Origin of the sequence: Micromonospora noduli, from assembly GCF_003264475.1 — a bacterium.
Classification (GTDB): domain Bacteria; phylum Actinomycetota; class Actinomycetes; order Mycobacteriales; family Micromonosporaceae; genus Micromonospora; species Micromonospora noduli.
The window spans coordinates 1-25,680 of sequence record NZ_PYAC01000035.1 but is presented as its reverse complement, the minus strand read 5'-3'; the positions used below and the strand labels follow the sequence as shown (position 1 = coordinate 25,680).

Annotated in this window: 22 protein-coding genes, 1 tRNA gene and 1 pseudogene; 14 read left to right on the top strand and 10 right to left on the bottom strand. The window is 69.5% G+C overall.

Annotation, left to right across the window (positions count from 1 at the left end):
* Positions 1-42 precede the first annotated feature (42 nt).
* Positions 43-1,503 (bottom strand): pyridoxal-dependent decarboxylase, encoded by a 1,461-nt coding sequence (locus MED15_RS26545; protein WP_244220601.1) that lies wholly within the window; start codon positions 1,501-1,503, stop codon positions 43-45.
* Positions 1,504-1,751: 248 nt separating this feature from the next.
* Here MED15_RS26545 and MED15_RS26540 point away from each other — a divergent pair, with 248 nt between their 5' ends.
* Positions 1,752-3,998 (top strand): rhamnogalacturonan lyase family protein, encoded by a 2,247-nt coding sequence (locus tag MED15_RS26540; protein WP_112737241.1) that lies wholly within the window; start codon positions 1,752-1,754, stop codon positions 3,996-3,998.
* A gap of 200 nt (positions 3,999-4,198) precedes the next feature.
* On the opposite strand, the gene MED15_RS26535 is transcribed toward MED15_RS26540, so the two are convergent.
* Together MED15_RS26535 and MED15_RS26530 are read right to left on the bottom strand one after the other, a co-directional pair.
* Positions 4,199-5,209 (bottom strand): LLM class flavin-dependent oxidoreductase, encoded by a 1,011-nt coding sequence (locus tag MED15_RS26535; protein ID WP_181541919.1) that lies wholly within the window; start codon positions 5,207-5,209, stop codon positions 4,199-4,201.
* A gap of 72 nt (positions 5,210-5,281) precedes the next feature.
* Positions 5,282-5,761 carry an Lrp/AsnC family transcriptional regulator gene (locus MED15_RS26530; protein ID WP_112602948.1) on the bottom strand — a complete coding sequence of 160 codons (480 nt, stop codon included), beginning with the start codon at positions 5,759-5,761 and terminating at the stop codon, positions 5,282-5,284.
* Positions 5,762-5,844: 83 nt separating this feature from the next.
* Between MED15_RS26530 and MED15_RS26525 the strand changes: the two genes are divergently transcribed.
* Positions 5,845-7,023, top strand: coding sequence for a trans-sulfuration enzyme family protein (locus MED15_RS26525; RefSeq protein ID WP_112582686.1), 1,179 nt, complete (start codon positions 5,845-5,847; stop codon positions 7,021-7,023).
* A gap of 3 nt (positions 7,024-7,026) precedes the next feature.
* Here the strand turns inward: MED15_RS26525 and MED15_RS26520 are convergent, their stop codons facing one another.
* From MED15_RS26520 to MED15_RS26510, 3 genes are all read right to left on the bottom strand, one after another.
* Complete coding sequence (locus MED15_RS26520; RefSeq protein WP_112602938.1) at positions 7,027-7,677, bottom strand: NAD-dependent epimerase/dehydratase family protein; 651 nt, start codon at positions 7,675-7,677, stop codon at positions 7,027-7,029.
* An 89-nt stretch (positions 7,678-7,766) separates the two neighbouring features.
* Positions 7,767-8,450, bottom strand: coding sequence for a transcriptional regulator (locus MED15_RS26515; protein WP_244220600.1), 684 nt, complete (start codon positions 8,448-8,450; stop codon positions 7,767-7,769).
* Between the two features lie 97 nt (positions 8,451-8,547).
* Positions 8,548-8,630: transfer RNA gene (locus tag MED15_RS26510), tRNA-Leu, on the bottom strand.
* Positions 8,631-8,713: 83 nt separating this feature from the next.
* On the opposite strand from MED15_RS26510, the gene MED15_RS26505 reads away from it, so the two are divergent.
* The 11 genes from MED15_RS26505 to polA all read left to right on the top strand — a co-directional run bounded on the left by MED15_RS26505 (position 8,714) and on the right by polA (position 21,167).
* Positions 8,714-9,334 (top strand): ANTAR domain-containing response regulator, encoded by a 621-nt coding sequence (locus MED15_RS26505; RefSeq protein WP_112582684.1) that lies wholly within the window; start codon positions 8,714-8,716, stop codon positions 9,332-9,334.
* A gap of 13 nt (positions 9,335-9,347) precedes the next feature.
* Positions 9,348-10,520 (top strand): Kelch repeat-containing protein, encoded by a 1,173-nt coding sequence (locus tag MED15_RS26500; RefSeq protein ID WP_112699966.1) that lies wholly within the window; start codon positions 9,348-9,350, stop codon positions 10,518-10,520.
* 257 nt (positions 10,521-10,777) lie between these two features.
* Positions 10,778-11,938, top strand: a complete 1,161-nt coding sequence (locus MED15_RS26495; protein ID WP_112582682.1) for a branched-chain amino acid ABC transporter substrate-binding protein — start codon at positions 10,778-10,780, stop codon at positions 11,936-11,938.
* A gap of 109 nt (positions 11,939-12,047) precedes the next feature.
* Positions 12,048-12,998: a branched-chain amino acid ABC transporter permease gene (locus MED15_RS26490; protein ID WP_112582681.1), complete on the top strand. Its 951-nt coding sequence runs from the start codon at positions 12,048-12,050 to the stop codon at positions 12,996-12,998.
* Positions 12,995-14,104 (top strand): branched-chain amino acid ABC transporter permease, encoded by a 1,110-nt coding sequence (locus MED15_RS26485; RefSeq protein ID WP_112582680.1) that lies wholly within the window; start codon positions 12,995-12,997, stop codon positions 14,102-14,104. Before MED15_RS26490 ends, MED15_RS26485 begins: the two co-directional genes overlap by 4 nt.
* 46 nt (positions 14,105-14,150) lie before the next feature.
* A complete protein-coding gene (locus MED15_RS26480; RefSeq protein ID WP_167457740.1) occupies positions 14,151-14,942 on the top strand; it encodes an ABC transporter ATP-binding protein in 792 nt (263 codons plus the stop codon).
* Complete coding sequence (locus tag MED15_RS26475) at positions 14,932-15,642, top strand: ABC transporter ATP-binding protein (protein ID WP_091407914.1); 711 nt, start codon at positions 14,932-14,934, stop codon at positions 15,640-15,642. Before MED15_RS26480 ends, MED15_RS26475 begins: the two co-directional genes overlap by 11 nt.
* A 37-nt stretch (positions 15,643-15,679) precedes the next feature.
* Positions 15,680-16,591 (top strand): ABC transporter substrate-binding protein, encoded by a 912-nt coding sequence (locus tag MED15_RS26470; protein ID WP_112582678.1) that lies wholly within the window; start codon positions 15,680-15,682, stop codon positions 16,589-16,591.
* 3 nt (positions 16,592-16,594) lie between these two features.
* Positions 16,595-17,572: an amino acid ABC transporter permease gene (locus MED15_RS26465; protein ID WP_112582677.1), complete on the top strand. Its 978-nt coding sequence runs from the start codon at positions 16,595-16,597 to the stop codon at positions 17,570-17,572.
* Positions 17,572-18,378, top strand: a complete 807-nt coding sequence (locus tag MED15_RS26460; RefSeq protein WP_112602942.1) for an amino acid ABC transporter ATP-binding protein — start codon at positions 17,572-17,574, stop codon at positions 18,376-18,378. Before MED15_RS26465 ends, MED15_RS26460 begins: the two co-directional genes overlap by 1 nt.
* 89 nt (positions 18,379-18,467) lie before the next feature.
* On the top strand, positions 18,468-21,167 hold the full coding sequence (gene polA, locus MED15_RS26455) for a DNA polymerase I (RefSeq protein WP_112582675.1): 2,700 nt from the start codon (positions 18,468-18,470) through the stop codon (positions 21,165-21,167).
* A 188-nt stretch (positions 21,168-21,355) separates the two neighbouring features.
* Here the strand turns inward: polA and MED15_RS26450 are convergent.
* The 4 genes and pseudogenes from MED15_RS26450 to MED15_RS26435 all read right to left on the bottom strand — a co-directional run.
* Positions 21,356-21,700 (bottom strand): annotated as a pseudogene (locus MED15_RS26450) (DUF3140 domain-containing protein); the annotation flags it as partial.
* Complete coding sequence (locus MED15_RS26445) at positions 21,687-21,905, bottom strand: hypervirulence associated TUDOR domain-containing protein (RefSeq protein WP_112582673.1); 219 nt, start codon at positions 21,903-21,905, stop codon at positions 21,687-21,689. The gene MED15_RS26445 and the pseudogene MED15_RS26450, both read right to left, overlap by 14 nt.
* A gap of 36 nt (positions 21,906-21,941) precedes the next feature.
* Complete coding sequence (locus MED15_RS26440; protein WP_112737237.1) at positions 21,942-22,493, bottom strand: Uma2 family endonuclease; 552 nt, start codon at positions 22,491-22,493, stop codon at positions 21,942-21,944.
* A 108-nt stretch (positions 22,494-22,601) separates the two neighbouring features.
* Positions 22,602-23,408 (bottom strand): class I SAM-dependent methyltransferase, encoded by an 807-nt coding sequence (locus MED15_RS26435; protein ID WP_112582671.1) that lies wholly within the window; start codon positions 23,406-23,408, stop codon positions 22,602-22,604.
* A gap of 407 nt (positions 23,409-23,815) precedes the next feature.
* Between MED15_RS26435 and rpsA the strand changes: the two genes are divergently transcribed.
* Positions 23,816-25,327, top strand: coding sequence for a 30S ribosomal protein S1 (rpsA, locus tag MED15_RS26430; RefSeq protein ID WP_112582670.1), 1,512 nt, complete (start codon positions 23,816-23,818; stop codon positions 25,325-25,327).
* Positions 25,328-25,680: the final 353 nt, after the last annotated feature.

The following is a 25,680-nucleotide window of genomic DNA, read 5'->3' as shown; positions in this document are numbered from 1 at the left end:
GCGGGGCGCGGGGCGCGGGGCAGCGGGCGGGGCGAGGGCAGGTTACGGGGTGAGCAGGGTGTTGGCTGCCTCGGAGAGCAAGGTCCAGGCTTCGTCGATGTGCGCTTCGGTGGTCTGGGGTGAACCGACCGCCAGCCGCAGCGTGTAGCGGCCGGCGACCCGGGTGTGCGTGAGGTGCACCCGTCCGGTGGCGTTCGTCGAGGCCAGCAATGCCGCGTTGGTGTCGTCGTCGGCGCGCAGTCGGAAGCAGACCAGTGAGAACGGGTGCGCCGCGGCCAACTCGAACCGCTCGTCGGTGCGGACCCGCTCGGCGAACCGTTCGGCCAGCGCCACCCCGGAGCGGATGTGCGCCCGCAGCCCTTCGGCGCCGTACCAGCGCAGCACGAACCACAGCTTGAGGGATCGGAACCGCCGGCCCAGCGGCACCTGCCAGTCCCGGTAGTCGATCACCGCGCCGGATTCGGAGGCCGCGTTGCGTAGGAACTCCGGCAGTACGGTCAGCGCCTCGATCAGTTCGGCCCGGTCGGCCACCCAGAACGCGTCACAGTCGAAGCCGGTGAGCAGCCACTTGTGCGGGTCGAAGCAGTAGGAGTCGGCGTACTCCAGGCCGGCGTGTGTCCACCGTAGTTCGGGGCAGACGGCGGCGGCGCCCGCGTACGCGGCGTCCACGTGCAGCCAGATTCCGTACTCGGCGCAGATGGCCCCGATCTCCGGCAGCGGGTCGACGGCGGTGGTGGAGGTGGTGCCGATGGTCGCTACCACGACGGCCGGCACGTCACCGGCGGCCAGGTCGGCTTCGATGGCGGCCCGCAGCGCGCCCGGCAGCATCGCCTGGGTGTCCGGGTCCACCTCGATTGATCGAATTCCGTCGCCGCCCAGCCCGGCGATCCGTACCGCCTTCTCGATGGACGAGTGCCCGTGGACGGAGGTGTAGGCACGGTAGCGCCGGTCGATGCCGGTGTGCCGCCAGCGGCCGCCGCTGGCCCGGTGCAGTGCGGCCAGGGTGGCCACCAGCGTCGCCGAGGACGCCGAGTCCTGGATGACCCCACCGCCGGTGCCGGTGGAGCGGAACCGCTGTGGCAGGTCCAGCAGGTGGGCCAGCCAGTCCATCATCACCGTCTCCAGCTCCGTGCAGGCCGGGCTGGAGGCCCAGAGCATGCCCTGGACGCCGAGCCCGGAGCTGACCAGGTCGCCGAGCACGCTCGGGCCGGAGGTGTTGCCGGGGAAGTAGCCGAAGAAGCCCGGGTGCTGCCAGTGGGTCAGCCCCGGTACGACGATCGAGTCCAGGTCGGCGAGGATCGCCTCGACCGGTTCGCCGCCGGTGGTGGGCGGCTCGCCGGGCAGGGCGGCGGCCACCGTACCCGGGGGGTCCGCCGGGGCGACCGGCCGTTGCTCCACTGTCGCCCAGTAGTCGGCGATCCAGTCGACGACGGCGTGGCCGGCGCGACGGAACTCGTCAGGGTCCATGTGGTGAGCGCTCACCCGGACGAGTTGATCAGGCATCGATCACCGAGGCAAGAGCGAGACGCCGCCGAGGCAAGAGCGAAACGCGCAACCAAGCGATGCTCATCGATGTTGCGTGGCGGAAAGCGCTTGCCTTACGATGCGCGGTGAGTCGGATCCGTGAGTTCCAGGGCGTTTCACCCCGATCAGATCGCCGTCCGCCGCCGTCGCGGTGGGTCGGTCCACTGTGCTTCCCGGGCAGGGCCGGTGGGTCGTAGCGGTCATCACCGGATCCCCGGAGGCAGTGCATGCACCCGTCCAGACATCGGCTGACCCTGCTCGCCGCCACGACGGCGGCCACCGTCGTGGCCGGCACCCTCGGCACGGTCGTCGCCTCGGCCGCCGCCGTCGGCTGCCGGGTCGACTATCAGATCGCCAACCAGTGGCAGGGCGGCTTCGGCGCCAACGTCACAGTCACCAACCTCGGCGACCCGCTCAATGGGTGGGCCGTCACCTGGTCGTACGCCGCGGGCCAGCAGGTCACCCAGGCGTGGAACGCCGCCGTCACCCAGTCCGGCGCCCAGGTGACCGCGCGCAACGTTGACCACAACACCGCCATCGCCACGAACGGCAGCGCCTCGTTCGGCTTCAACGGTTCGTGGACCGGTAGCAACCCGGTGCCGGGCAGCTTCGTGCTCAACGGCACCACCTGCACCGGAGCGCCACCCACCGACGAGCCGACCACCCCACCACCGACCACCCCGCCTCCGACCACCCCACCTCCGACCACGCCTCCGCCGTCGGCCGGGGTGGTGCAGATGGAGAAGCTGGACCGGGGGCTGGTCAGCGTTCGCTCCGGCAGCGGCAACCTGATCTCCTGGCGGCTGCTCGGCACCGAGACCTCCGGCGTGGCGTTCAACCTCTATCGAGGATCCACCAAGGTCAACGCCAGCCCGATCACCGGCGCCACCAACTACCTCGACAACGGCGCGGCGGCCGGCTCGGCGTACACCGTGCGGGCCGTGGTGGGCGGCGCCGAGCAGGCGGCGTCACCACCGGCGTTGCAGTTCGGCGCGGGCTACCTGGACGTGCCGTTGCAGGTCCCGGCCGGGGGCAGCACCCCCAGTGGCGAGAGCTACTCGTACAGCGCCAGCGACGCCTCAGTCGGTGACCTCAACGGCGACGGCAACTACGAGATCGTGCTCAAGTGGGAACCGTCGAACGCCAAGGACAACTCGCAGTCCGGCTACACCGGCAACGTCTACGTCGACGCGTACACGCTCACCGGCACCCGGTTGTGGCGGGTCGACCTGGGCCGCAACATCCGGGCCGGCGCCCACTACACCCAGTTCCAGGTGTACGACTACGACGGCGACGGCCGCGCCGAGGTGGCCATGAAGACCGCCGACGGCACCCGCTCCGGCACTGGTCAGCTCATCGGTTCGTCGTCGGCGGACCACCGCAACTCCAGCGGTTACGTGCTCTCCGGCCCGGAGTACCTGACCATGTTCAACGGGCAGACCGGCGCGGTCGCCTCCACCGTCAACTACGACCCGCCGCGCGGCACCGTGTCGTCCTGGGGCGACTCGTACGGCAACCGGGTGGACCGGTTCCTCGCCGGCACCGCGTACCTGGACGGGCAGCGCCCCTCGCTGATCATGGCCCGGGGTTACTACACCCGCGCGGTGATCGCCGCCTGGGACTTCCGCAACGGCACGCTCACCAGGCGCTGGACGTTCGACTCGAACTCCTCCGGCAACGGCGCCGCTGCCGGTCAGGGCAACCATCAGCTCTCCGTGGCCGACGTCGACGCCGACGGTCGCCAGGAGATCGTGTACGGGGCCGCCACCATCGACGACAACGGCCGGCTGCTCCACTCGACGGGCAACGGCCACGGCGACGCCCTGCATGTGGGGGACCTGGACCCGGGCCGCGCCGGCCTGGAGGTGTTCAAGGTCGACGAGGACGCCAGCAAGCCCAGCTCCTACTTCGCCGACGCCCGTACCGGTCAGGTTCTCTGGTCCACGGCGGCGTCCGGCGACAACGGCCGGGGTGTCTCCGCGGACATCTGGGCGGGCAGCCCCGGCGCCGAGTCGTGGTCGTCAGCGGCCACCGGACTGGCCAACACCAGGGGGCAGAACGTGGGCCGCAAGCCGTCCTCGGCCAACTTCCTGGCCTGGTGGGACGGCGACCCGGTGCGGGAACTGCTCGACGGCACAAAGATCGACAAGTACGGCACCGGCGGCGAGACCCGGCTGCTCGACGGCAGCGGGGTGGCGTCCAACAACGGCACCAAGTCCACGCCGGCGCTCTCCGGCGACATCCTGGGCGACTGGCGCGAGGAGGTGATCTGGCGGACCACCGACAGCCGGGCGCTGCGCATCTACAGCACACCCACCCCGACCAGCACCCGGATCTACACCCTGATGCACGACCCGCAGTATCGGGTGGCGGTCGCGTGGCAGAACACCGCCTACAACCAACCGCCGCACCCGGGGTTCTTCATCGGAAACGGAATGGGCACCCCGCCCACGCCAGACATCCACCTACGTTGATGCAACCCCTGGCGGTCCCGAGCGGGGTCGCTTAGGGTGGCAGGCACCGGGCCGCAGCCGCGGAATCCGCTCAGCTCCGGCCCGGTGCGCCACACCGCGGCATTCCCAACCCGTCCCGACCGGGAATGCCGTACCACCACCGGCACCAACATTAGGCACCGTCCGGGTCGGCGGGGTGACGCTGACGTGAAGATCGTGTTTCACGCGCCCTGGCGTAGACCGCCCGCCACCTGCTCGGCGATCAATTCGTACGACCGCACCCGGTCCTGCACGTCGTACACCAGTGTGGTCAGCATCAGCTCGTCCGCGCCGGTGCGCTCCACCAGGTCGGTCAGCTGCCGACGCACCGTCTCCGGCGAGCCCATCGCCTGGCCGTCGCGGCGCGCCACGACGAACTCCCGCTCGATCTCCGAGTACGGGTAGGCCGCCGCCTCGTCGGGCGTGGACAGCGGCTCCGGCCGCCCGGAGCGCAACTTCAAGAACGACAGGGCGCTCGGCCCGGCCAACCATTCGGCCCGCTCGTCGGTCTCCGCGCACACGGCGTTGACCGCCACCATCGCGTACGGCTTGTCCAGCCACTGCGACGGCCGGAAGTTCTGCCGGTACAGGGCCAACGCCGGCAGCGTGTTCTGCGAGCTGAAGTGGTGCGCGAAGGAGAACGGCAGACCGAGCAGACCGGCGAGCTGGGCGCTGAAACCGCTGGAGCCCAACAGCCACACGGCCGGCTGCTCACCGCGGCCCGGCGTGGCGATGATCTGCCCCGGCTTCTCCCCGCTGAAGTAGTTCATCAGGTCCGTCAGCTCACGCGGGAACCCCTCCGCCGACAGGCCCTCCATGGTGCGCCGCAACGCCAGCGCGGTCACCTGGTCGGTGCCCGGCGCCCGCCCGATGCCCAGGTCGATCCGACCGGGGTGCAGCGCCTCCAGGGTGCCGAACTGCTCGGCCACCACCAGCGGCGCGTGGTTGGGCAGCATCACCCCGCCCGACCCCAGTCGGATCGTCGAGGTGTTCGCCGCCAGGTGCGCCAGCAGCACCGCGGGGGCGGAGCTGGCGATCGCCGGCATGTTGTGGTGCTCGGCCACCCAGAACCGGTGGTAGCCCAACTCCTCGGTGCGGCGGGCCAACTCGGTGGTGGCCTGCAAGGCCGCGCCAGCGGTGGTGCCCTTGGCGACCGGGGCAAGATCAAGAACAGACAACGGTACGGTGATCACACGGTCAGCCAACCCGTCACCGACCGGCTTTGTTCCAGCATGCGGGTTTTCGTCGGCCACCTCACCCGCCGCTCAGCCCATCCCGCGCGCCTGCTCGAAGATCAGACTGGTCTGCGTGTGCTGCACCACCGGGTCCACAGCCAGGTGGTCCAGCACGAAGTCCCGCAACGCGTCGCCGGACGCCGCCCGCACATGCAGCACGTAGTCCTCCGCACCGGCCACGTGGAACACCGACACCACCCCCGGCAGTCGCACCGACCGGGCCCGGAACGCGTCCACCGCCGCCCGCTCGTGCGCTGTCAACCGCACCGACACCAACGCCTGCAAGGGCAGACCGAGCGCCGCCGGATCCACCTCGGCATGAAAACCACGGATCGCACCACGCTCGCGCAGCGCCCGGGTACGCGTCAGGCACGTCGACGGCGCCACACCCACCCGCTCGGCGAGGGCGTTGTTCGGCAGCCGGCCATCCACCGCCAGTTCGGTCAGGATCGCGCGGTCCACCTCATCCAGGGCCGGGTACGGCCGCAGATCATTCGGCTCAGGGGGCATTGCACCATCCTCGCCCGAATTCAACACGAAAACCAGCCCGATTCGCAGAATCATCTGCCGAATCATTGCCCCACAGTCACCGGATGTTCGACGCTACCGCCATGACAACGATGGACACCCGGGCCGTTCACGCCGGCCGCGACGATCTGCGCACCCTCGGCGTGCACGTACCACCCATCGACCTGTCGACCACCAACCCGCTGCCCTCCGTCGACGACGGCGGCGCCGCGTACGAGCAACTCGCCACCGGCGGCACGCTCCCCGCCGACGGCGGCGCCGTCTACCAACGGCTCTGGAACCCCACCGTCGCCCGCTTCGAAACCGCCCTCGCCGAGTTGGAAGGCACCGCCCAGGCCGTCGCCTTCGCCAGCGGAATGGCCGCCCTCACCGCCACACTGCTCGCCGCCGCCCGCGACGACCGCCGACACGTCGTCGCCGTCCGACCCCTCTACGGCGGCACCGACCACGTCCTCGCCACCGGCCTGCTCGGCACCACAGTCACCTGGACGCGCCCCGACGAGGTCGCCGACGCCATCCGCCCGGACACCGCACTGGTCATCGTCGAGACACCCGCCAACCCCACAGTCGACCTGGTCGACATCGCCGCCCTCGCCGCCGCGGCCGGCGACATCCCACTGCTGGTCGACAACACCGTCGCCACCCCCGTACTGCAACAACCCGCCCGCCACGGCGCCACGCTCGTCCTGCACAGCGCCACCAAGAGCATCGGCGGACACGGCGACGTCCTCGCCGGCGTCGTCGCCTGCGACGAGACCTGGGCGGTACGCCTACGCCAGGTCCGCGCGGTCACCGGCGCGATCCTGCACCCCCTCGGCGGCTACCTGCTGCACCGCGGCCTGCAAACCCTGCCGCTGCGGGTCCGCGCCCAACAGGCCACCGCCGAGAAACTCGCCGGCTGGCTCGCCGACCACCCCGCCGTACACCGGGTGCACCACCCCTCGGTGCACGACCCGGCGGCGCTGGTCGGGCGGCAGATGTCCGGACCCGGCAGCCTGCTCGCCTTCGAGGTACGCGGCGGCGCGCCCGCCGCGGCCGCCGTCGCCGGCGCCTGCCGCCTCATCACCCACGCGGTGTCCCTCGGCGGCGTCGACACCCTCATCCAGCACCCCGCCTCGCTCACCCACCGGCCGGTCGAGGGCGACGCCAAACCCGCCGCCGCCCTGCTGCGCCTCTCGGTCGGCCTCGAAGACCCCGAAGACCTGCGCGCCGACCTGGCCCACGCCCTCGACACGATCGCCTGACCCTCAGCGCAGCTCGCGGTTGCCCAACACCCGCACCGGCGAACCCTCCCGAGCGACCCGCAACATCGCCCGACCGATCCCGTCGGTAGTGGTGACCTGATTCGGCAGCAACCGACGCAGCACCGGAAACAGCGGACGGGTGACCGCGTACCCGAACCGGTACCACCGCGTCTTCGACACGGCCCCGTACGTCGGCTGGATGAACCCCGGCCGCGCCGCGTAACCGTTGGGCAGCAGATCCATTACCGCGTTCTCGGCACGCCCCTTGACCCGCGCCCACATCACCCGACCCTGACCCGACGAATCGGTCCCCTGGCCCGAGACGTAGACGAATGTGACCTGCGGGCTCACCTGCGCGAACAACCGCGCCGCCGCCATCGGGTAGTCGTAGCTGACCCGCGTGTACGCGGCCTCATCCAGACCCAATGAGGACACCCCCAGGCAGTAGAAGCACGCGTCCACATCGGTCAACTCGGCCCGCACCGCGTCCAACTCGCCCACGTCCGCGACCGTCAGCTCCCGCAGCTTCGGATCCCGCGCACCGGTCGACCGCCGACCGACCGTCAGCACCTCCCGCACGTCATCGGCGAGCAGGCACTCGCGCAACACGCCCTGACCGACCATCCCGGTCGCACCGAAGACAACCACCCGCATCAGATCGCACCCCTGTCGCCGCCACTGCCACCGGCCATCCGGCCGCGCGTCAGCCAGGCTGCCACGCTCGGCGTGTTCCGCGGAACCGGTCAGGACTTGGGGCCGACGTGCCGGTCCAGCGTGGCGACGGCGTCCCGTCGCGCCACCGACAGCGAGTTGCGCCGGTTCATCCGCCAAGCGACGCCGAGCAGGTCGAGGCTCCACTGGCAGAGCCGCATGATGTCGGCCGACTCGTTGACGAACATGTAGCGCGGGTAGACGTACGCCTTGCCGCGCACCGTCACCCGGTTGGCGATGCGACAGCCGTCGGAGTGGAACAGTCCACGCAGGAAGTCACCTGGGTGTCGTTCGAGGATCGGTCGCTGCCAGTCGGCCAGGACGATCGGTCGCTCGTGCTTCTTACCCGGGCCGTGCTGGGGGAGTAGGCAGGGCCAGTGGGTGCCGTAGCTCTGCACGCCGACGCAACCCTGTTTCTGGACCCGTTGCACCTTCGACGCCAGCACGGCTCGCATGGCCATGTCGCACGCCTCAATCAACCCGGGCCACCCATCGGAACAGTAGATGCGCAACACGGGGACGCGTGCCGTTGTCACCAGGTGGCCGTCGCCCAGGTAGAGACCGAGCAGGTAGGCGTAGGCGGCGGGGTCGGTCGGATTCTGGACATCCGGCCGGCACCGGAAGCACCGTAGCTCCGTGCCGCGCTTCACCGCCTCGGGTCGATCGACGCACCAGTGCCAGACCGTGGCATACGGCAACGAGAGCGTGCGAGCCACGGAGTGGACGGTGTGTCCGCGTGCGCGGAGGGCGCGGGCTCGTGCGCGTAGCTGAGGTGGGTGCACCCGCATATCATCGAACAGCTGTATGACAAGGTGCCGGGAGCGGGATTCGAACCCGCAAGCCCTTTCGGGCAGAAGTGTTTGAGACTTCCGTGTATGCCGTTCCACCATCCCGGCGGGTGGCGCCTACTGTACCCGACTACTCTCATGCGGGAGCATGGGTGGTAGCCGTGCAGTGATCGATGGTGGGGGTAGGGCTGGTGGCTGAGATGCCGACGGATGCCGAGCGTAGGCGCGTACTGATCGCCGAGGACGAGGCGCTGATCCGGCTGGACCTCGCCGAGATGCTGGTCGAAGAGGGTTACGAGGTGGTGGGGGAGGCCGGTGACGGCGAGACAGCCGTACGCCTCGCCGAGGAGTTGAAGCCCGACCTCGTCATCCTCGACATCAAGATGCCGATCATGGACGGGCTGGCCGCCGCCGAGCGCATCGCCGGTGCCCGGATCGCCCCGGTGATCATTCTGACCGCGTTCAGCCAGCGTGATCTGGTGGAGCGGGCGCGGGCGGCGGGCGCCATGGCGTACCTGGTGAAGCCCTTCCAGAAGAGCGACCTGGTCCCGGCGGTGGAGATCGCGTTGTCGCGTTACTCGGAGGTCGCGGCCCTGGAGGCGGAGGTCGCGAGCCTGACCGACCGCCTGGAGATCCGTAAGTCGGTGGAGCGCGCCAAGGGCGCGTTGATGACCACGTACGGGATGACCGAGCCGCAGGCGTTCAAGTGGATCCAACGCACGGCGATGGACCACCGGATGACCATGAAAGAGGTTGCCGAGCGGATCCTCGCGGAGACCGCCGGCGGCGAGGTGACCCTCCCGGCGCCCTGACCGGCATCGATCCGTGTCGCGACGGGTGGGGGCAGTGCTCGGCGTTCTCGCCGTGCTGGTGGCCGCCGCCTGTGAGTCCTCTGCCTGTCCCGACTGTGCGGAGCCGCTACCGGTCCGGCCGGCCTGGCAGTCGGTGGTCCTGCCGGACACGCCGGGTGTGCCGGGTCGACCGGTGGTGCGCGACGCCGCCGCCTGTGCCGGCCGGTGGTACGTGGTCGGCGGCGTGGTCGATCTGGCCGGGGAGACCCGCCCGGCCGCCTGGAGCAGCGCGGACGCCAATTCCTGGGTGCCGCTGCCGACGGCGCCAGTGACGTTCTACGGCCAGCAGCACGTGCTCTCCGCGGCGGCCTGCCGGGACGGACGGCTGGCGGCGGTCGGGGCGAAGAGCGGGGGCGCGCACGGCAATCCCCGCACCGGTACCTGGAGGCAGGCGTCGGACGGCACGCTGCACGAGGTGGACGCGCCCTTCGAGCGGTACGCCGGGCCGCGCGCGGTCAACGTGGCCCGGCTGGCGGCGGGGCCGCAGGGCTGGTTGATCGCCGGTAGTCGGATCGACGGTGCGGCGGCCTGGATCTCCCCGGACGCGGCCGGGTTCGCGCTGGTGGAGGGCGCGCCAGAGCTGGCCGGCGACGAGCGGGGGCGGACGGCGGCGTACGACGCGGTCGCCGTGCCGTCGGGCTGGCTGATGGTGGGTGCGCTGCTGCCGCCCGGGGGTACCGCGCTGGCGCCGCTGGCCTGGTCTTCGACGGACGGCCGGAGCTGGCAGCGGGCCGCCCTGCCGGTGGTGGAGGGGCGGGGGCAGGCGCAACGGGTGGCGGTGCTTGGCGACGTGCCGGTGGCGGTCGGGCCGGTGCGGGCTGGATTCGTCAGTTGGCGGCTGACCACGCAGGGCTGGCGGCCGGCGGGCGGATTCGGGGCGGCCGGACCAGGTGTGGCGTCGGCGGCCGGGTTGGTGGCCGTCGGGCAGAGGTTGGTGGCGGTGACGAGGGACGGGGAGCGTCACGCACTGTGGCTCTCGGTCGATGTGGGCGACTCATGGCGGCCGATGATCATGCCGCGGCCGGTACCGGACAGCGGAGACACCGCGGTCGCGGTGACCTCGACGGGAGATCGACTGCTGTTGGTGACGGACGATGGGAAAACGTCGCGTGCCTGGTGGGCGGGGGTGTCAGACCTTGATCGGTAGCTGACGGAAGCCCGTTGGCCGGTGCCGACGAAACAAAGGTGAAAATGCTTCACGGCCGAAGGTTCTTACAGGGATCGTTTCCAATCGGCCACGGCGTGTAACGGTTCGGTCAACCCGCTCGCTTGGGGCTTACGTCACAGCTCCACGGTGGGATAACGTCCGGCCCCAGACCGGCGACGACGGTCTGGTTCGTCCGCCCCCGCAAGGGCCAATAGCCAGCGGGTGGTTCGGACCATGGGACGAGGAGGGTTCGGGCCTTGAGGCAAAAGCTCGCGCGCGTTATCGGTGGGGTCGCCATGCTGGCGCTCGTCGCCGGCGGAACCGCATGCTCCAGTGGCGACGATGCGGCAGGCGGGGGCGGTGACGCCTGCGGCAGCAAGATCGCATTCTTCGGCGCGCTGACCGGCAGCTCGGCCGCGCTCGGCATCAACGAGAACAACGGTGTCAAGCTCGCCGTCGACAAGTACAACAAGGAAAACGCCGACTGCAAGGTCGAGCTGGCCTCCCTGGACTCGCAGGGCAGCCCCGACCAGGCGCCTGGTCTGGCGCAGAAGGCAATCGACGACACCAAGATCCTTGGCGTCGTCGGCCCGGCCTACTCGGGTGAGTCCGAGGCCGCCGGCCCGCTGTTCAACGAGGCCGGCCTGGTGGCCATCACCGCGTCCGCGACCCGGCCCAGCCTGGCCGAGCAGAAGTGGAAGACCTTCTTCCGCGCGGTCGGCAACGACTTCAGCCAGGGCCCGGCGGCTGGCAACTACATCAAGAACGTGATGAAGGCCGACAAGGTCTACGTCATCGACGACCAGTCCGCGTACGGTGCCGGCCTGGCCGACGAGGTCAAGAAGGTGCTCGGCTCGGCGGTTGTCGGCTCGGACAAGGTCCAGGGCGAGGGCAAGCAGACCGAGTTCTCCGGCGTGGTCACCAAGGTCAAGGCCGCCAACGTGAAGGCGATCTTCTACGGCGGTTACTACCAGGAGGCCGGCCTGATCCGTAAGCAGCTCACCGCTGCCGGGGTCACCGCGCCGCTGGTCGCCGGCGACGGCGTCAACGACGGTGCGTACATCACCTCCGCTGGTCAGGCGGCGGCCGAGGGCACCATCCTCACCTGCCCGTGCCAGCCGGCCGCTGAGGCCCGAGGCACCTTCGTGCAGGAGTTCAAGGCGCTCAACGGCACCGACCCGGGCACCTACAGCGACACCGCCTACGACGCGGCGAACATCCTGCTGGCCGGTATCAAGGCTGGCAAGACCACCCGTGAGAGCCTGCTGGAGTTCGTGAAGGGCTACAGCGGCGAGGGTGTCGCGGCGAGCTACAAGTTCACCGAGACTGGCGAGCTGGACCCGGCTCAGGTCAAGGTCTGGGCCTTCAAGGTCACCGGCGGCAAGGTTGTCCCGGACCAGGAGATCCCGAAGTCCTGATGTTGGTCGCTGCTTCGGCGATTGAGTTGTGATCGCGGGTGCGGCCGGGAGCTGCTCGCTCCCGGCCGCACCCCAATTTTCTCTCCAGACGTGATGGAGCGTCCCTCCCTTGGACTTCAATGGACTGTTCTCCAACTTCGGGGAACTCACCACGACCGGCCTGACCCAGGGCGCGATCTACGCCCTGGTCGCGCTCGGCTACACGCTGGTCTACGGCGTGCTGAGACTCATCAACTTCGCTCACTCCGAGGTCTTCATCGCCGGCGCGTTCGCGGCGATCTGGACCTGGAACGGCTTTGGACTCGACCAGAACTCACAGGTCAGCGGGGTTGGATCGATCCTGTTCTACCTGCTGGTGGCGATGATCGTCGCCGCCATCGCTTCGGCGGGCACCGCGACGGTGATCGAGCGGGTGGCGTACCGGCCGTTGCGTAAGCGCAACGCCCCGCCGCTTGCCTTCCTGATCACCGCGATCGGCGCCTCGATCGCGATCTCCGAGGCCTTCGGCATCTGGACCCGCCGACTGCCGGAGGGCGCGCCCAGTCTGGTGAGCAGCAAACCGCTGTTCCACCTCTTCGGCGTGCCGATCGACTCGGTGCAACTGCTGACGATCGGCGCGGCGCTGTTGATGATGGTCCTGCTGGACCTCTTCATCAACCGCAGCCGCACGGGCCGGGGCATCCGGGCCGTGGCCCAGGACGCCAACACCGCCGCGCTGATGGGTGTGAACAAGGACCGGATCATCCTGATGGTCTTCATCACCGGTGGTGCGATGGCCGGCGTGGCCGGTCTGCTCTACGACGTGCGGATCCAGACCCTGACCTACAGCGTCGGCTTCCTGCTGGGACTCAAGGCATTCACCGCCGCGGTGCTGGGTGGTATCGGCAACCTGCGCGGCGCGCTGATCGGTGGCCTGCTGCTGGGCGTGGTGGAGAACTACGCCGCCGGTCTGTTCGGCAGTCAGTGGAAGGACTTTGCTGCCTTCGCGGTGCTGGTGGTGCTGCTGATGTTCCGGCCGACCGGTCTGCTGGGCGAATCGCTGGGGAGGGCACGGGCATGACGACCGTCCTGGAGAGGGTGCGTTCCGGCCGCGAGGCGGCCGGAGAACGGTGGCGTGGCGCGCCGCGCTGGGTGCGCTGGGCGCTGCTGGTCGCGGTGATCGCGTTCTTCTACGCGCTGCCGAACAAGGAGTTCTACCAGTATCTCGGGCCGATCCCGACCCCCGGTGCGAACTTCACGCAGGTGCTGTTCACCGTCTCGATCTACGTGCTGCTGGCCGTCGGGTTGAACATCGTGGTCGGTTTCGCCGGCCTGCTCGACCTGGGCTACTTCGGCTTCTTCGCCGTCGGCGCGTACACCGTCGCGGTGCTGACCTCGCCGAGCAGCAACCTCAAGACGCTCTGGCCGTGGCTGCTCGTGGTGCCGCTGGCGATCGGGCTGACCATGCTCTCGGGTGTGATGCTCGGTACGCCGACGCTGCGTCTGCGCGGTGACTACCTGGCGATCGTGACGCTCGGCTTCGCCGAGATGATCCGGATCGCCGCGGTCAGCTCGGAGTTCCTCAAGGGCCAGCGGGGTTTCAACCAGATCCCGCACCCGCCCGGCAAGTACGCCGACGGCAAGCCGTTCTTCGGCGTGCTGGACGCCCGGCCGTACTACTGGCTGGTGCTCACGCTGATCATCCTCGTGGTGATCGGTGTACGGAACCTGACGCACAGTCGGGTCGGTCGGGCCTGGATCTCGATCCGGGAGGACGAGGACGCCGCGCAGCTGATGGGTGTGCCGACGTTCAAGTTCAAGCTCTGGGCGTTCGCCTCGGGTGCCGCGATCGCCGGCCTGGCCGGCGCACTCTTCGCGGGTAAGCAGAACTTCGTCAACTCGCAGAACTTCGAGCTGCTCAACTCGATCATCATCCTGGCGGCGGTGATCTTCGGTGGTTCGGGCAACATCGTCGGCGCGATCGTCGGCGGTGGCCTGGTGGCGTACATGATCGAGCGGTTCCGCGGCATTGAGCTGTTCGGCGTGGAGCTGTACGAGTACCGGTTCCTGATCTTCGGTCTGGTCCTCGTGGTGATGATGATCTTCCGGCCGGAGGGCCTGATTCCGAACCGACGACGGGCGGCGGAGTTCAAAGACCGTCGCAAGGAGGTGATCGTCGGTGAGTGACACCGATCAGACGCCGGCTGTTCCGGCGCAGGCCGGCGCGCCGGCGATGGAGGCGGTCCCCAGCCGGGAGCCGCTGCTGGAGGTCGACGACGTCACGCTGCGCTTCGGCGGCGTGGTCGCGCTCGACAACGTCAACTTCACCCTCTACAAGGGGGAGATCCTCGGGCTGATCGGCCCGAACGGCGCTGGCAAGACCACCTGCTTCAACGCGATGACCGGCATCTACCAGCCCACCACGGGTGAGATCCGGTTCCGTGGCGGCAAGATCAGCGGGAAGAAGCGCCACCAGATCACTCAAATGGGTATGGCCCGGACGTTCCAGAACATCCGCCTGTTCCCGGAGATGACCGCCCTGGAGAACGTCCAGGTCGGCGCGGACGCGCACCACAAGACCAGCGTGCTCTCCGCTCTGTTCCGGTTGCCTCGGCACCGGCGCGAGGAGCGCGAGGGACGGGAGAAGGCCGAGCGGCTGCTGGAGTTCGTCGGCATCCGGCACCGGCTGCACGAGTTCGCCCGCAACCTCTCCTACGGGGAGCAGCGGCGGTTGGAGATCGCCCGGGCGCTGGCCACCGATCCGGTGCTGCTCTGCCTGGACGAGCCGGCCGCCGGCTTCAACCCGGCGGAGAAGGAGGAGCTGCTCCAGCTCATCCGGCAGGTCCGGGACACCGGCGTGACCGTGCTGCTGATCGAGCACGACATGCGCCTGGTCATGGGCGTCACTGACCGGATCGTCGTGCTGGAGTTCGGAAAGAAGATCGCCGAGGGGCTGCCCGCCGAGGTGCGGGACAACCCGAAGGTGGTCGCGGCGTACCTGGGGGTGCCGGACGATGTTGCTTGAGATCGACGATGTGAGCCTGCTCTACGGGCGGATCCAGGCGTTGCACGGCATCAGCCTGACCGTGGCCGAGGGTGAGATCGTCGCGCTGATCGGCGCCAACGGCGCCGGGAAGTCGACCACCATGCGGGCCATCTCCGGGATTCGGCCGATCGCCACCGGCAGCATTCGCTTCGAGGGCGAGGACATCTCCAAGCTCCGAGCGGACCTGCGGGTCCGGCGAGGGCTCTGCCAGGCGCCCGAGGGCCGGGGGATCTTCCCCGGCATGTCGGTTCTCGAGAATCTGGACATGGGGGCGTACACCCGGCGCGACCGTGCCGGGATCGCCGAGGACCTGGCCCGGGTGCTCGACCTCTTCCCCAGGCTGGCGGAGCGACGTAAGCAGGCCGGAGGTACCCTTTCCGGCGGCGAGCAGCAGATGCTGGCTGTCGGTAGGGCGTTGATGAGCCGGCCCAAGCTGCTGTTGCTCGACGAGCCCTCGATGGGGTTGGCGCCAATGCTGATCCAACAGATCTTCGACATCATCAAGGAGATCAACGAGCAGGGCACCACAGTCCTGTTGGTGGAGCAGAACGCCCAGCAGGCGCTGGCCCGAGCGCACCGGGCGTACGTGCTCGAGACCGGCAAGATCGTCAAGACCGGAACCGGCGCCGAGCTGTTGCACGACCCGGCGGTCAAAGAGGCATACCTCGGCGTGGCCTGAGCGGCCGTCACACCCCTCACGCAAGGAGTGCAGAGACATGTTCAATACCAACGGTGCCCGCCGGGCGGCGCTCGGTGCCGCCAGCGCGGCGCTGATCGCCCTCTCGCTGACGGCGTGTGGGGAGAAGGAGAACAGCGGCACGCCCGGTGCCGGTCCGACCGTCACGGCGGCGGCCGACTCGGCGCTGGCCGGGAAGGTGCCCGACGCCATCAAGGCCGACGGTGTGATCAAGGTCGGCACCGACTCGACGTACGCCCCGGCGGAGTTCCTCGACGCCGACGGCAAGACGGTGGTCGGTTTCGACGTCGAGCTGTTCAACGCGGTGGCGCAGAAGCTCGGTCTCAAGGCCGAGTACGAGTCGGCGCCCTTCGACGCGATCCTGCCCGGTGTCGACTCTGCCAAGTACGAGATCGGCGTGTCGTCGTTCACGATCAACGCCGAGCGGCTCAAGAGCGTCAACATGGTGAGCTACTTCTCCGCCGGCACCCAGTGGGTGACCAAGGCCGGCAACGCGGCCAAGATCGACATTGAGAACGCCTGCGGCAAGAAGATCGCCGTGCAGACCGGCACCGTGCAGTTCGACGACATCACCGCCCGGTCGAAGAAGTGCACCACCGGCGGCAAGCCGGCGATCACCATCGACCAGTACCAGGCGCAGAGCGACGCCACGGCCGCCGTGTTCAGCGGCAAGAACGACGCCATGCTGGCCGACTCCCCGGTCGGGGCGTACGCGGTGAAGCAGAGCAACGGCTCGTTGGAACTGGTCGGCGAGATCTACGAGTCCGCCCCGTACGGCTACGCCGTCAAGAAGGACCAGACCGTCTTCGCCGAGGTGCTCAAGGAGGCCGTCCAAGCGGTCATCGCTGACGGCTCGTACCAGACCGCGTTGAAGAAGTGGGGCGTCGAGGGCGGCGCCATCACCTCCTCGGCGCTGAACCCCGCCAACTGACGCATGTCGTCGGAAACGGACACAACCGAACGGGCACGGCCGGAACCCATCCAGGCCGTGCCCGTCCGGCATCCTGGGCGTTGGGTAGCGGTCGCCGTGATCGGGGTGCTGGTGGCCATGTTCGTCCACCTGCTGGTGACGAACAAGGCGTTCAACTGGGCGTTCATGGTCGACGAGATGTTCCGGCCGCCGATCATGGAGGGTCTGCGCGGCACGCTCGCGCTGACAGTGCTCGCGATGGTGATCGGCGTCAGTCTCGGCGTTGTCGTCGCCATCATGCGGTTGTCGGAGAACCCGATCCTGCGGGGCGTCTCCTGGGCGTACACCTGGTTCTTCCGAGCGGTGCCCCGGCTGGTGCTGGCGATCCTCTTCGGCAACCTCGGCATCCTCTGGGCCCGGATCGAGTTCGGGCTCCCGTTCGATCGGCAGATCGGCGCGCTCTTCGGCGTCGACGACTTCGAGGCACGTCTGTTCGGCTTCTCCGCGCTGGAGATCCTCACGGGATTCGTCGCCGGCATGCTGGCGCTCGGGCTCTCCGAGGCGGCGTACATGGCCGAGATCGTTCGGGCCGGGATCCAGTCGGTGGACGAGGGGCAGACCGAGGCGGCGCAGGCGCTGGGCCTGAGCCGCACCCAGATCCTGCGCCGCATCGTGCTGCCGCAGGCGATGCGGGTGATCATCCCGCCGACCGGCAACGAGACCATCGCGATGCTCAAGGACACCTCGCTGGTGGCCTTCGTGCCGGTCTCCACCGAGCTGTTCTTCCAGCTCAAGGCCGTGGGTAACCGGACCTTCCAGGTCTTCCCGATGTACGTGGCGGCCTGCCTGTGGTACTTGCTGCTGACCAGCGTGCTGCTCGTCGGGCAGTACTACCTGGAGCGGCACTTCTCCAAGGGGTTCGGCAAGAGCGCCCAAGCGAAGATCAGGCTGCGCGGGATCACCGCGGAGGCCGGCGGTAGCGCGAGCGAGGCGGGTCGGTGATGACGCAGGTGACGACACCGGCGGGGGCCGCGGGAACGGCCGACGACGGCGTGATGGTCCGCGCTGAGCAGGTGCACAAGTCGTTCGGGTCGGTAGAGGTGCTCAAGGGCATCGACCTGGAGGTCCGCAGCGGGGAGGTCTGCTGTCTGCTCGGGCCCTCCGGCTCGGGCAAGTCGACGTTCCTGCGCTGCATCAACCATCTGGAGAAGATCAACGCCGGCCGGATCCGGGTGGACGGCGAGCTGATCGGTTACCGGGAGCGCGGCGGCAAGCTGCACGAGATGCGGGAGAAGGAGATCGCCACCCAGCGCCGCGCGATCGGCATGGTGTTCCAGCGGTTCAACCTCTTTCCGCACATGACCGCCCTGCAGAACGTCGCCGAGGCGCCGGTGCTGTCGGGCCGGGAGCGCAAGGCCGCCGCCCGGGACCGGGCCGCCGCGCTGCTCCAGCGGGTGGGGCTCGGCGACAAGCTGGGTAGCTACCCTGGGCAGCTCTCCGGCGGGCAGCAGCAGCGGGTGGCCATCGCCCGGGCGTTGGCGATGCAGCCGAAGCTGATGCTCTTCGACGAGCCCACCAGCGCGCTGGACCCGGAACTGGTCGGCGAGGTGCTCGACGTGATGAAGGACCTGGCCCGCGACGGCATGACGATGATCGTGGTGACCCATGAGATCGGCTTCGCCCGGGAGGTCGGCGACTCGCTGATCTTCATGGACGACGGCGTAGTGGTGGAGTCCGGCGCGCCGCGCGAGGTCATCGCCAACCCCCGGCATGACCGGACGAAGGCGTTCCTGGCCAAGGTGCTCTGAGTCGTACCCGGCGCGGCCGTTCCGAACGGCCGCGCCGGGCGTCGTGCCGGTGTCCCGTCCTGTCGTAGCGGCGGGCTAGAGTCGCTGCCGTGACAGCTACGACACCGCGCCTGCTTCTCGTTGACGGACATTCCATGGCATACCGGGCGTTCTTCGCCCTGCCTGTGGAAAACTTCTCTACCACGACGGGGCAGCCGACCAACGCGGTGTACGGCTTCACCTCGATGCTGATCAACGTGCTGCGCGACGAGCAGCCCACCCACATCGTCGTGGCCTTCGATGTCTCCCGCCACTCCTTCCGCACCGACAAGTACGCCGAGTACAAGGCCGGCCGCAGCGAGACCCCGACCGACTTCAAGGGCCAGGTCAGCCTGGTCAAGGAGGTCCTGGCCGCGCTGCAGATCCCGGTGGTGGAGAAAGAGGGCTTCGAGGCCGACGACGTCATCGCCACGCTCGCCTGCCAGGCCCGCGACCAGGGCATGTCGGTGCTGATCAGCAGCGGTGACCGCGACGCGTTCCAGTTGGTCGACGATCAGATCACCGTCCTCTACCCGCGTAAGGGCGTCTCCGACCTGGCCCGGATGGACCCGGCGGCGATCGAGGCGAAGTACGGCGTTCCGCCACAGCAGTACCGGGACCTCGCCGCGCTGGTCGGCGAGACCAGTGACAACCTGCCCGGCATCCCGGGCGTCGGCCCGAAGACCGCGGCCAAGTGGATCACCACGTACGGCGGGGTGGAGGGCGTGATCGCCCGGGCCGACGAGATCAAGGGCAAGGCCGGCGACAGCCTGCGGGAGCGGCTCGCCGACGTGATCCGCAACTACGAGATCAACTGTCTCGTCTCCGACCTGGAGCTGCCGCTGCGCCCGGAGGAGACCCGCTGGACGGGTTGGGACCGGGAGGCGGTGCACCAGGTCTTCGACACCCTGGAGTTCCGCATCCTGCGCGACCGTCTCTACCAGTACCTGGAGGCGGTCGAGCCGGAGGCCGAGTCCGGCTTCGACCTCACCGGCGAGGTGCTCACCGAGCCCGGTGCGCTGGCCGGGTGGCTGACCACGCACGTTCCGACCGGCACCCCGGTCGGGTTGGCGGTCAAACTCGACACCGGCCCCAACCGCCGGCACACCGCCTCGATCACCGGTCTCGCGCTGGCCACCGCCGGCGGCGCCGCTGCCTGGGTCGACCCGGCGCAGCTCGACCCGACCGACGAGGGCGCCCTGGCCGGCTGGTTGGCCGACGCGCAGCGCCCCAAGGTGCTGCACGACAGCAAGCCGGCCGTGCTGGCCTGCGCCGCGCACGGCTGGCAGCTCGCCGGCATCGTCCGGGACACCCAGATCGCCGCGTACCTGGCCCGCCCCGACCAGCGGTCCTACGACCTGACCGACCTGGCGCTGCGCTACCTGCACCGGGAGCTGCGGGTGGACGTCCCGGAGTCCGGCCAGCTCACCCTCGACGGCCTCGGCGACGAAGGGGTTGTCGAGCAGAATCTGATGCTCCAGGCCCGTGCCACCCTCGACCTGGCCGACGCGATCGACGCCGAGCTGTCCCGCGACGGCGAGCAGTCCGCCCGGCTGATGGCCGGCGTGGAGCTGCCGCTGATGCGGGTGCTGGCCACCATGGAGAGCACCGGCATCGCCGCCGACACCCACTATCTCTCCGAGCTGGAGGCCCACTTCGCCGCCGAGGTGAAGGCCGCCGCGCAGGGCGCGTACGAGGCGGTGGGTCGGGAGTTCAACCTCGGCTCGCCCAAGCAGTTGCAGGAGATCCTCTTCACCGAGCTGGGTCTGCCGAAGACCAAGAAGATCAAGACGGGCTACACCACCGACGCCGACGCCCTGCAGTGGCTCTACGTGCAGCAGCCCCACCCGGTGCTGGCCCACCTGCTGCGCCACCGGGACGTGGCCAAGCTCAAGTCGACAGTCGACGGGCTGCTCAAGTCGGTCTCCGACGACGGGCGGATCCACACCACCTTCAACCAGACGGTGGCGGCCACCGGTCGGCTCTCCTCCACCGAGCCCAACCTGCAGAACATCCCGATCCGTACCGAGGAGGGTCGTCGGATCCGGCGGGCCTTCGTGGTGGGGGAGGGCTACGAGAGTCTGCTCACCGCCGACTACAGCCAGATCGAGATGCGCATCATGGCGCACCTCAGCTCGGACGACGCGCTGATCGACGCGTTCAACTCCGGCGCCGACTTCCACGCCGCCACCGCCTCGTCGGTCTTTGGGGTGCCGCTCGACGAGGTCACGCCCGACCAGCGCCGCAAGATCAAGGCCATGAACTACGGCCTGGCGTACGGCCTGAGCGCCTTCGGCCTGTCCCAACAGCTCAGCATCAGCACTGAAGAGGCGCGCGGGCTGATGGAGAACTACTTCGCCGGCTTCGGCGGGGTGCGCGACTACCTCCAGCAGGTGGTCGCCCGGGCCCGCCAGGACGGCTACACCTCCACCATCCTCGGCCGACGCCGCTACCTGCCCGACCTGGTCAGCGACAACCGGCAGCGCCGTGACATCGCGGAGCGGATGGCGCTCAACGCCCCCATCCAGGGCTCCGCCGCCGACATCATCAAGGTGGCGATGCTGCACGTCGACACCGCGCTGCGCGAGGCTGGGCTGGGCTCACGGATGCTGTTGCAGGTGCACGACGAGTTGGTCTTCGAGGTCGCCCCGGGTGAGCGGGAGTCGTTGGAGGCCCTGGTCCGGCGGGAGATGGGCGAGGCTTACCCGTTGTCGGTGCCGCTGGAGGTGTCGGTCGGTCTGGGCCGGGACTGGAACAGCGCCGATCACTGATCGTTTCTTGGTTGCGTCTTTGGTGGTTGCGGTGTGGGGGTTCCGGGGCAGCCCGACCCACTCCGGGCGGTCAGGCTTGATCCCTGCGTGGGTCAGGCTGCCCCGGAACCCCTGACCGGGTCGATCTTGTCGCGGCCGTTGGCGTTGTGGATAAGGGCCGTCGCCCTGGTTCTGATCGTGGCCGGCTACTTCAGGGGGTCGTGGCCCCAGTTCATGAGGGACCAGCGCCACTTGGTGTCGCGGACGTTGCCGGAGGGGCGCTGCGCCATGTGCCGGCGTACGTAGCCGACGACCTTGCGCATGTGCTTGTAGTCGCCGTCAGAGAGGTCACCGCGTTTGCGGCAGAGCAGGTTGATGATCTTCCGCCCGGATTCGTGCCCGACGGACTCGCCACCACCAGCACGACCGCCCTTGTGCCAGCCGACCTGCTTCGACTCGTCGGTCTCCAGCCACGTGGACAGCTCACCGGGCTTCATGTTCACCGCTTCGGTGAACTCCCGGTAGGTGTCCCGGCCGTCGTCACCTCTGCTCATGACGCAGCGCCTCGGGGCGGTGGGCCACGTCGCGACCCGTGCCGTCGCTGCGGACCCGGTACTGCGGGTCGTCGGGGGCCGCGTTCACGGCCCGCCCGCGGATCCGCGTCCGCTCGGTGATCGTCCCCCGCACCACGCCGTACGCGCGGCTGCCGTGGGCCGACCAGGAGACATGGTCGCCCTTGTGGAATCTCTGTCCGGCCATGGTCCTCGGCTACCCGAGGCGGCCCGGGCGAAACGACTACGGGGTGATCTCGGCGACCGGCAGCTTGATGTCGAACGGCTCGGTCAGCTCGATCACGTCGGCACCGTCGGCGACCAGTTCGTACTGCCGCTCACCGCCCGGGCCCACCCGGTCGCCGATCCGGTACGCGTACACGTGCACCGGGTCCTGCTCGATCCGCCAGTAGAACGGGATGCCGGCGGCGGCGTACTCACCCGGCTTCGCGAACCGGTCGATCCGCCGCGTGCCGGGCGAAACGATCTCCACGGCGAGCACGACATCTTCCGGTCGCAGAGTGGACCGGGAGGGAGCCACGTCGGCCCGCCGTAGGAGCACGTCCGGCTGCCGGCTGGTATTGGGACTCAGTCCGACTCCGACGGCCTGGACGACCCGAAGATCGGCCGGCACGTGTTGCAGCAGCCAGTGCGCTAGCAACAGCGAGATGTCTTGATGGCCCAGGGTGGGGGAGGGCGTCACCTGGATAACTCCGTCGACGAGTTCGACGCGGGGGGCGTCGTCCGGCAGGGTGAGCAGGTCCTCCAGCGTGTAGTCGGCACGCTGCTGCCGCATCGGGTCCGGACACCAGGGGCCAGGTGATGTCGGGATGGGCTCGGCGCTCATGGACACGAGCCTACCGGCGATCGATGGCTCGCACGTCGGACAACGCGTGCGGCGCGCTCATCCGGCGGGCTTCTCGGTGACGAAGATGGCGGTGCCGGGGAAGAGTCGTCCGCGCAGCGGGCTCCACTGCCCCCAGATCCCCTCGTGTCCCTCCGGCCACTCCGGCTCCACCAGGTCCAACAGCCGGAACCCGGCGCCGACCAGCTCGCGGATCCGGTCGCCGAGGGTGCGGTGCTGCTCGACGTAGGTGGCCACGCCGCCCTCGTCCTGCTCCACGTACGGGGAGCGGTCGAAGTACGAGTGCACGGCCGTCAGGCCGCCCTCGCCGGGGTCGTCGAGGAAGATCCACCGCATCGGGTGGGTCACCGAGAACACCCACCGGCCGCCCGGGCGCAGCACCCGGTGCACCTCGGCGAGCAGCGCCGCCGAGTCGTCCACGAACGGGATCGCGCCGAACGCCGTGCAGGCGAGGTCGAACGACCGGTCGGCGAACGGCAGGGCGAGCGCGTCGGCCTGCACCAGCGGTACGCGTACCCCCGTGCGGTCGGCGGCCTCGGCGGCGTGCCGCAACATGCCGGCGGACAGGTCGAAGGCGACCGGCCGGGCGCCCTGGGTGGCGAGCCAGCGGGCGGCGGCCGCGGCGCCGGCGCCCACCTCCAGCACCCGCCGCCCCGACACGTCGCCGAGCAGCCGGGCGTCGGCCTCGCGCAGGCCCTCCGGGCACCACACGAAGTCCACGTCGCCGAGGAACGCGCCGTGTTCGGCCTGGTAGTCGTCGGCGTCGGTGTCCCACCAGCCGCGGTTGGCGCGCCGGGCCTCGGCGTCACCCACCCGGCGCCGGGTAACCCGGCTGTCGTCATCCACGCGCTCACGCTAGGCCCCACCCACCCCATTGGGTACGGCGGCGCGCGTCCACGATCTGCGCGACCCCTCGCGCGGGCCGGGTGGTGCGCGCCGGCGGGGGCGGGAGGGGCTGCTGTGACGCAGGAGACAGCAGGGGTGTTTTCCGGGCGATTGTTCGGCTTTCGCAGGTCATCGCACGAAGAGAACCCGGGAGGGCTTGCACGCTGTGGTAATGCGCACGGTAGGCTAGACGATGCGCTCGCGGATCGCGTTGCCTCGGCAGGGAGCAGGTGCGCGGTCGACGGAGCCACATCATGATCTCACTAGGCGATCGTTCGGTGTGCCCGGCGACGGATCCGCTGGCGCGAACAGGTCACTGCGACACACCAGCCTGCTGTGACAACCCACCGACCGGAGCAACCGCCCACATGACGAGCAGCATCGAGGCCCCCTCGAGCGCCACCCGGGTCACCCACGACGATCTCGGTTCCGAGGAGGCATTCCTCGCCGCGATCGACGAGACCATCAAGTACTTCAACGACGGCGACATTGTCGAAGGCACCGTCGTCAAGGTCGATCGGGACGAGGTCCTGCTCGACATCGGCTACAAGACCGAGGGTGTCATCCCCTCTCGGGAGTTGTCGATCAAGCACGACGTGGACCCCGCCGAGGTTGTGACGGTTGGCGACCACATCGAGGCCCTGGTCCTCCAGAAGGAGGACAAGGAGGGTCGTCTGATCCTCTCCAAGAAGCGGGCGCAGTACGAGCGGGCCTGGGGCACGATCGAGAAGATCAAGGACGAGGACGGCGTCGTCCGCGGTTCGGTCATCGAGGTGGTCAAGGGCGGCCTCATCCTCGACATCGGGCTGCGCGGCTTCCTGCCCGCGTCCCTGGTCGAGATGCGTCGTGTGCGCGACCTGCAGCCGTACGTCGGGCGGGAGCTCGAGGCCAAGATCATCGAGCTGGACAAGAACCGCAACAACGTGGTCCTGTCCCGCCGGGCCTGGCTGGAGCAGACGCAGTCCGAGGTGCGCACCGAGTTCCTCAACAAGCTGCAGAAGGGCCAGGTCCGCAAGGGCGTCGTGTCCTCGATCGTCAACTTCGGCGCCTTCGTGGACCTGGGCGGCGTCGACGGTCTGGTGCACGTCTCCGAGCTGTCCTGGAAGCACATCGACCACCCGTCCGAGGTCGTCGAGGTGGGCCAGGAGGTCGAGGTCGAGGTCCTGGACGTCGACCTGGACCGCGAGCGGGTCTCGCTGTCGCTGAAGGCGACCCAGGAAGACCCGTGGCGGCAGTTCGCCCGCACCCACGCGATCCAGCAGATCGTGCCGGGTAAGGTCACCAAGCTGGTTCCGTTCGGTGCGTTCGTCCGCGTGGACGACGGCATCGAGGGCCTGGTCCACATCTCCGAGCTGGCCGAGCGCCACGTGGAGATCCCGGAGCAGGTCGTCCAGGTTGGCTCCGAGGTCATGGTCAAGGTCATCGACATCGACCTTGAGCGCCGCCGGATCTCGCTGTCGCTCAAGCAGGCCAACGAGGGCTTCGTCGAGGGCGAGGAGCACTTCGACCCGACCCTCTACGGCATGGCCGCGACGTACGACACCGAGGGCAACTACATCTACCCCGAGGGCTTCGACCCGGAGACGGGCGAGTGGCTCGAGGGGTACGACAAGCAGCGCGAGACCTGGGAGAACCAGTACGCCGAGGCTCGTCTGCGCTGGGAGGCCCACACCAAGCAGGTGCAGACCTCTCGGGCCGCCGACGCCGAGGCTGCCGCCAACCCGACTCCGGCCGTTCCGGCCGCTGGCGGCGGCGGTGGCGGTGGCACCACCTCCTCGTCCAGCCCGGCCCCGAGCCGGCAGGCCGAGGAGCCGGCCGGCACGCTGGCCACCGACGAGGCGCTCGCCGCACTGCGGGAGAAGCTCGCCGGCGGTAAGTGACCCGCTGAACGACGACGGGCCCCGTCCCCGCGATCTCCGGATCGCTGGGGGCGGGGCCCTCGCCGTACCCGCCGTGCCCCGCACTCGCCGCGGGCGCTGCGTGCAGGGCGGCGCGAGTTGCGGGGGGCGCGAGTCGCGGGTGCCGGGTGCCCCAGGCGAGTTGCGGGCGTGGTGCGCGGAGTCCGGGCGCTGTGGCGGCCGCGGTGGGCCCGGCGGCCGGTGCGGACCGCCAAGATCGTGCTCGATCCATGATGTAGGGGCCTCCCGGACGCCGCACACCACTACTTCCTGGTTCGAGCACGATCTTGGCGCGGGGCGCGGGGCGCGGGGCGCGGGGCGCGGGGCGCGGGGGG

Excerpts from the sequence above, each read along its gene's own strand:
- MED15_RS26545 (WP_244220601.1), bottom strand. The coding sequence starts at position 1,503 with ATGCCTGATCAACTCGTCCGGGTGAGCGCTCACCACATGGACCCTGAC.
- MED15_RS26540 (WP_112737241.1), top strand. The coding sequence starts at position 1,752 with ATGCACCCGTCCAGACATCGGCTGACCCTGCTCGCCGCCACGACGGCG.
- MED15_RS26530 (WP_112602948.1), bottom strand. The coding sequence starts at position 5,761 with ATGCCCCCTGAGCCGAATGATCTGCGGCCGTACCCGGCCCTGGATGAG.
- MED15_RS26525 (WP_112582686.1), top strand. The coding sequence starts at position 5,845 with ATGTTCGACGCTACCGCCATGACAACGATGGACACCCGGGCCGTTCAC.
- MED15_RS26520 (WP_112602938.1), bottom strand. The coding sequence starts at position 7,677 with ATGCGGGTGGTTGTCTTCGGTGCGACCGGGATGGTCGGTCAGGGCGTG.
- MED15_RS26485 (WP_112582680.1), top strand. The coding sequence starts at position 12,995 with ATGACGACCGTCCTGGAGAGGGTGCGTTCCGGCCGCGAGGCGGCCGGA.
- MED15_RS26480 (WP_167457740.1), top strand. The coding sequence starts at position 14,151 with ATGGAGGCGGTCCCCAGCCGGGAGCCGCTGCTGGAGGTCGACGACGTC.
- MED15_RS26475 (WP_091407914.1), top strand. The coding sequence starts at position 14,932 with ATGTTGCTTGAGATCGACGATGTGAGCCTGCTCTACGGGCGGATCCAG.
- MED15_RS26470 (WP_112582678.1), top strand. The coding sequence starts at position 15,680 with ATGTTCAATACCAACGGTGCCCGCCGGGCGGCGCTCGGTGCCGCCAGC.
- MED15_RS26465 (WP_112582677.1), top strand. The coding sequence starts at position 16,595 with ATGTCGTCGGAAACGGACACAACCGAACGGGCACGGCCGGAACCCATC.
- MED15_RS26460 (WP_112602942.1), top strand. The coding sequence starts at position 17,572 with ATGACGCAGGTGACGACACCGGCGGGGGCCGCGGGAACGGCCGACGAC.
- MED15_RS26445 (WP_112582673.1), bottom strand. The coding sequence starts at position 21,905 with ATGGCCGGACAGAGATTCCACAAGGGCGACCATGTCTCCTGGTCGGCC.
- MED15_RS26440 (WP_112737237.1), bottom strand. The coding sequence starts at position 22,493 with ATGCGGCAGCAGCGTGCCGACTACACGCTGGAGGACCTGCTCACCCTG.
- rpsA (WP_112582670.1), top strand. The coding sequence starts at position 23,816 with ATGACGAGCAGCATCGAGGCCCCCTCGAGCGCCACCCGGGTCACCCAC.